Origin of the sequence: Nocardia sp. 852002-20019_SCH5090214 (genome assembly GCF_001665865.1) — a bacterium.
In the GTDB taxonomy this organism is placed as follows: Bacteria; Actinomycetota; Actinomycetes; order Mycobacteriales; family Mycobacteriaceae; genus Nocardia; species Nocardia nova.
Map to the genome: position 1 here is coordinate 1 of NZ_LZMK01000084.1, position 5,818 is coordinate 5,818.

Below are 5,818 nucleotides of genomic sequence, written 5' to 3' on the forward strand. Positions count from 1 at the left end.
ACGCGCGGGGCGCGGCCGGACTCGAGGCGGTGACGCCGGAGGATAGCGCCGCCGCGCCGAGACCACCGCCGGCCGCCGCGCCGCCACCGGCCGCCACGATGGCGGCGAGCTGCGAGCCGCCCGTGACCAGGGCGGATTCGGCGACCATCGGCGCCACGGCGGCGATATCCTCCGGCGTCACCGCCTCGAGTCCGGCCGCGCACAGCGATTCGGTCGGGTTGGTGCAGTAACCGACGGCGGCCTCGTGGTCGCGCAACAGGTTGAGGATGAATTCGAGAATGGCGTTGGGGGTCATCGCAGATCGTCTCCTGGATCGGCGGACCATCGTCGATCCGCAGCAGTCGAATTGCCTTTCACGCTAAGAAGCCCCGGCGTTACGCGAAACGGGGCGAATCCCCTGATTTCCGTATCGGCCCCGATAGGGGAATCCGGCGCATTAGGGGACTTTCCCCAAAGCTTCCGGATCAGGGGTAACGGCGGCCCCCCGGCAACCGACAGTGGGATAGATCGTGACGACCGCAAATATTCGTGACGACCGCAAATACCAACGACAGGGGTTCTCGAATGACTCAGGGCCTGACGCTCGGCATCACGGTCGGGTCGTCGCGCACAGTCGCCGCGACCGGCTCCACTTCCGCGAGCGCCGACCCGGAAAATGTCTCTGTTCACATTCGTCGCCACCGTTTCGGATCGGCGCCCGAATTGTCGGAGAATCTATTGTCCCGCGTGGGCGATCCGGTCGATATTCTCCTGCCCGACGGCTCTTCGGTCGCTGCCGCCGATCTGGTCGCCGAGACGATCTCCCAGGTCGTCGCCGATTTCGATCCGGATTCCGTGGTCGCGACCGTACCGGCGTGGTGGCCCGCACACATCGTCGAGGCACAGCGCCGCGCGCTCGACCGCGTAGGCGGCGAAGCGGTGGTACTGGTCGCGGAACCACTCGCCGCGCTCCGTCGGCTCGAGGCGAGCACGCCCTTCCCGCCCGACACCCCCGTCGTGATCTACGACTCCGGCGCCACCGGCACCACGGTGTCGGTCGTGGGTTCGGGCCCGCACTCGGGGTTGCTGGGCGAACCGGTTCGCTCCACCGAGGTCTCCGGCGCGGAATTCGATCTGCTGACGATGCGCTACGTGCTGGCAAATGCATTGGGAGAAACGGATTTCGACCCGTTCGACCCGGTTGTCGAGCGCGAATTGTCGATACTGCGAAACCGTTGCGCCGATGCGAAACACCGGCTTTCGACCGAGACCGCCACGATGGTTCCGGTCCGTCTGGCCGGTATCGCGCGTGATGTGCGCCTGGTGCGTGACGATGTGGAGGATCTGTTCCGCGGACCGCTCACGGATTCGCTGAACCTCGTGCACGAGGCGGTGCGGCGCGCGGGAGTGGGCATCGACCAGGTCGGCCGGATCCTGCTCACCGGTGGCGGCGCATCCATCGGCCTGCTCACCGAACTGATCTCCGGCGAGTTCGCGATCCCGATCGCCCCGGTCGCCGATCCCGGTTCGCTCAGCGCCCGGGGAGCGACGTTGCTCGCGGCGGACCTGTACACCGACGCGCAGCATCACGCCGCGGCCCTGGCCGTACCCGATCTCGCGCTCGATTCGACCGAGCCACAAGCTCTTTCCGACGACGCCACGACCACGGCCCTGCCGGCGATCGGCGACCGGACCGTCGTCGAACCGCCGCCCGCCGATACCGCCCCGCCGGCCGGAACCAGCCGGTGGCGCCGCGTCGCCTTCATCGCCGGCGCCGCGATCGCCGTGGGCGCGGTGGCCACCGGCACCCTGGCCCTGGGCACCGCGGGAAGTCCGTCGAATTCGTCGCCCGCTCCCGCGGCGGCGACGTCCGCGGCTCATGCGGCGACCTCGGCGGGTGTCGCCCCGGCCGGTGCCACCGACCCCGCGCATCCGACGGCCGGGAGCCCGGTGACGGCCGCGAACAACACCGGCACCACCCGCGCCGGCACGGCCGCCGAGAACTCGGCGGGTGCCCCGGCCCCGGGCACGGCCGCACCGAATTCCGCCGGCCCGAACTCCCCGGCCCCGAATTCACCGGCCCCCGCCTCCGCGGCGGCCCCGGACACGCCGGCACAGAACTCCCCGGCACCCAATTCCCCTGCCCCGCAGGCACCCCCGCAGACGCCCGTCCAGACGCCGTCCGCGCCCTCGGTGCCCTCCCAGCCCACCACTCCGAGCTCTCCCGGTGGTTCGCTGGGAAATACGCTGGGCAACACGCTGAACGACGGTCTCGACCAGACAGGCAACACCCTCGGCACGGTGCTGCAGGCACCGGGCAAGGTGCTGCCCCACGAAGGCAACTGAGGATCGGTGACAGTGGTCGGCAACCTCGCGGTGGCATACGGCGCCCTTCCGGGCGCGCGGGAGATTCTTCGGGAACTGGATTCGGACTCCCCGGATCCGCTCGTCTACCTGATTCGGGGACGGTGCGGCACCGGGAAGTCCACGCTGCTAGCCGCGGTGCGAAATCGCCTGCGGCGCAGCGGTATCGGCTGCTTCGACGATGTGAGCGCGACCACGACACCGCCCGATACCCGCGCCGCCGTGGTCGTCGACGACGCCCACACCCTGGACCAGCTACAGCTGGAAAAGCTGTGCGCCGCCGTGGAATCGGATTCGCGCACGATCATCGTCGCGACCCGGCCGCAACCGCACGACAGCGCCCTGCGCGCGCTGGCGGACGCGGTGTCGCGACGCGGCCGGGTGATCGAACTCCGGCCGCTGGGCACCGCCGATATCGCTCCGTTCGCCCGCGAATTGGGAATGACCGTGCCGCGTCCGGTCGCCGACCACATTCACCGGCACACCGGCGGCATCCCGGGTGGCGTGGTGGCCGCGCTCACCGCCGCCTGCGCCACCCGGCTCGAGGGCGGCATCGAGGCCGTCGACCAGGCCGTAACCAGCTGGGCGCGAGCCCTTCTCGACGATACCGAACCGCAACTGCTCGAGGTGCTGACGGTCGCCACCACCGGCGCCGGCCTCGATCCGAGTGAGCTGGCGGAGGTGCTCGGCACCGACGAGACGACGGCGGTCGGACTCGTCGACCGGGCCCGCGCCGGGGCCCTGATCACCGATGCCGACCTGTTGCTGGGTCCCGCGATCGAACCGTTGCGCACCCTGGTCGGCGAACGCCGGTTCGTCTCGATTCAGCGCCGCCTGCTCACCGCCCGCCTCGAGGCCGGGCTGTTGCGCGACCACACCGCCTTGCAGCTCGCCGAATCCGGGGTCCGCGACGATCGGCTGGCCGAATTCCTGCGCGCCGCAGCCGAAAACGCGGGCAGCGACGCGAGCCGGTACTACACCGCCGCCGTGGCCAGCGGGTACGACGCACAGCGGATCGCCATCCCCCGCGCCACCGCGGCCGCCCTCGGCGGTGACGACGAATCCGCTTTGCGCTTGGCCGAACCCGTACTCGCGCGCAGCGACGCGCCACCCGCGGATCTCGCCGCCGCCGTGCGGATCAGCGCGAGCGTCCATGCCCGCCGGGGACTGATCGGCCGGGCGGTGCAGCTGTACGCCTGGCTCGGCACCGCCCGCACCGGCGCCGACTGGGCGACCGCCGCGGCGGTGTTCCACCTCGCCGGAGCGGTCGGCGACGCGCAAGCGGTGTCGGGTTCGGCGGCGCAGTGGCCGCCCACGGAATCCAATGCCCGCACCGGCCGTTTCGCCACCGCGCTGGCGCAGAGCATCACCGGCGAATCTCGCAGTGCCGCAACGTCGGCCGCGGCCGCTCTGATCCAGCTGGCCCGCACGGCCGCGTCGGAGGATCGCATGCTGCCGTGCGCGCCGGTCGCGCTCGCGACGCTGCTGTGCCTGAGTATGGGTGAACCCCGCCGCGCCGCCGACGCCCTGCGCGGCACCGATCCGCACGATCCGCAGATCCGGGTGCTGACGGCATGGACGGCGATGCTCGGCGGTGACGAACAGACCGCCGCCGGGACGGTCGCGGCCGTCGACACCACCGCCCTGCCCCCGCGCGATCGCCTGCTCGCGCACGGCGTCCTGGTCGGCCTGGCCCGCCGCGCGGGAGACCACGGAATCCTGTTGCGCGCCTGGGAGGCCGCCTATCCGACCTTCGACGAGGTCGACGCCGATCTGCCCGCGCTGCTGCCGATCGGTGAGCTGTGGCTGGCCGCCATCCGCCTCGGCGAGCAGGAACGGATAGCCCGGCTGGTCGAGGCGGCGCGAAATGTGTTGCGCAGTGCGGGAAATCCCCCGGCCTGGGCAAATGTGTTCCACTGGTACGAGATTCAGGCCGCGATCGCCCACGAGCGCCCGGACGAACTGATGCCACCCGCTCGACTGCTGAAAACGGCCGCGCAGGCAGGTGATCCGCATGCCGCGATTCTCGCCGACGCGGGCCGCACCTGGGTGCTGGTGCTGCGCGGTGAGGTCGCCGAGGATCGGGTGACGGCCGCGGTGCGACGGCTGGCCGCGATCGGCATGGTCTGGGATGCGGCCCGGCTGGCCAGTGAGGCGGCGTTGAGCGCCGGCGATCCGGCCACCGCGACAGCCCTGCTGAAACTGGCCCGCACGGTCCGCACCGGCTCCCGGCCCACGGCCGCGCCCGAGGGGACTCCGGCCGCTCCGCGTACCGCGACCCCCGAACCGGCGGCGGCCTCGGTCCTCAGTGAGCGCGAGCGCGAGGTGGCCGAGCTGGTCCTGCTGGGCCTCACCTACCGGGAAATCGGCGCTCGACTGTACATCTCCGCGAAGACGGTGGAGCATCATGTCGCGCGGATCCGGCGTCGAATCGGAGCCGGATCGCGCTCGGAGTTATTGTCGATGCTCCGCGCAATGGGACACGGTTCGCTACTCGTGTGATCGGCGCGCTCGAGACACCGAAGCGAGGTATTGAGGATGGCCACAGGGGTGGGCCTGCGGATCGCCGAGGATGAGTGCATCGCGGCGATCGTCACCAGCGGTGGCGAAACCGACGAGACGCCCGAATCCCTGTACATCGCGCGCGAGTCGGTGCTGCACATGTCCGACGAGGGCGATACCGCGCTCGGTGGTGAGGCGCCGCCCGGACATACCCACTCGATCACCGGATTCGTCCGGTCGGTCGGTGATCCCGCCGGTATCACCGTCGACGACGGGGAGGCCTACCGCGCCGAGGATCTGGTGGCAACGGCGATCTTCTGCCTGATCAACCTGGCCGCCGAGCATCTGAGCGGCCCGGCCGAGTTCTACGCCACCCATCCCGGCGACTGGCCGGCCGAGTATGTGCGCGGTTTGCGCGAGGCCCTCGACTACCTGGGGCTGCGCTCGGTGGTTCTGGTCAGCGACGCCGACCTGCCGGCCTCCGAGGACAGCCGCGGTCATGCGCGCGACGCTGCCCGCGCGGCCCTGGCAGCCGTGCTCGCGACTCCGGCCGGGACCACCCCGCCCGATCCGACCGGCACCGAGAACGCGCTGGTGGTCACCGACGTGCTGCCCGCGGTCCACGCCGCCGACGGGACGGTTCAGGCGTATTCGGCGGCGATGCCCGCCGCCGAACCCGCGCCCGAGGCCGAACCCGCCGCCATGACCGTCGCGGCCACCGTGGCCGCCCCGGCGGAAGTGCCACCGGCCGAGCCGAAGCGCAGTCGACGCACCCCGCTGCTCATCGCGGCGGCCGCGGCCACCGCCGGTCTCGTCCTCGGTGGCATCGCGGCGGCCCTGCTGCTGCACGACGACGCCGCCACTCCGGTCCCCACGACCGGAGTTTCCGGCCGGGCGGAGGCCCCCACGCCGCCGTGCAGGATCTCGCGCACCGCGTTCACAGCTCCGTAGACACACAGCCCGCCCGGGGTGC

4 protein-coding genes are annotated in these 5,818 nt (G+C 71.4%); 3 read left to right on the forward strand and 1 reads right to left on the reverse strand.

The genetic code is table 11. The features are described 5' to 3' along the window. Positions 1–295 (reverse strand): IniB N-terminal domain-containing protein (locus A5780_RS07650; protein WP_197521689.1); only part of this gene is annotated, 295 nt, incomplete at its 3' end. Positions 296–726: 431 nt separating this feature from the next. Between A5780_RS07650 and A5780_RS07655 the strand changes: the two genes are divergently transcribed. From A5780_RS07655 to A5780_RS07665, 3 genes are read left to right on the forward strand one after another with little or no spacing between them, the layout of a single operon-like run. Further along, the gene (locus A5780_RS07655) at positions 727–2,325 is read left to right on the forward strand and encodes an Hsp70 family protein (protein ID WP_197521690.1); all 1,599 of its coding nucleotides are present in this window, start codon (positions 727–729) and stop codon (positions 2,323–2,325) included. 12 nt (positions 2,326–2,337) lie between these two features. Continuing rightward, entirely contained in the window at positions 2,338–4,845 is a 2,508-nt protein-coding gene (locus A5780_RS07660) for a LuxR C-terminal-related transcriptional regulator (protein ID WP_082976330.1), read from the forward strand. Positions 4,846–4,881: 36 nt separating this feature from the next. Then, a complete protein-coding gene (locus A5780_RS07665; protein ID WP_156769409.1) occupies positions 4,882–5,796 on the forward strand; it encodes a hypothetical protein in 915 nt (304 codons plus the stop codon). The last annotated feature ends 22 nt before the right edge of the window (positions 5,797–5,818 follow it).

Excerpts from the sequence above, each read along its gene's own strand:
- A5780_RS07665 (WP_156769409.1), top strand. The coding sequence starts at position 4,882 with ATGGCCACAGGGGTGGGCCTGCGGATCGCCGAGGATGAGTGCATCGCG.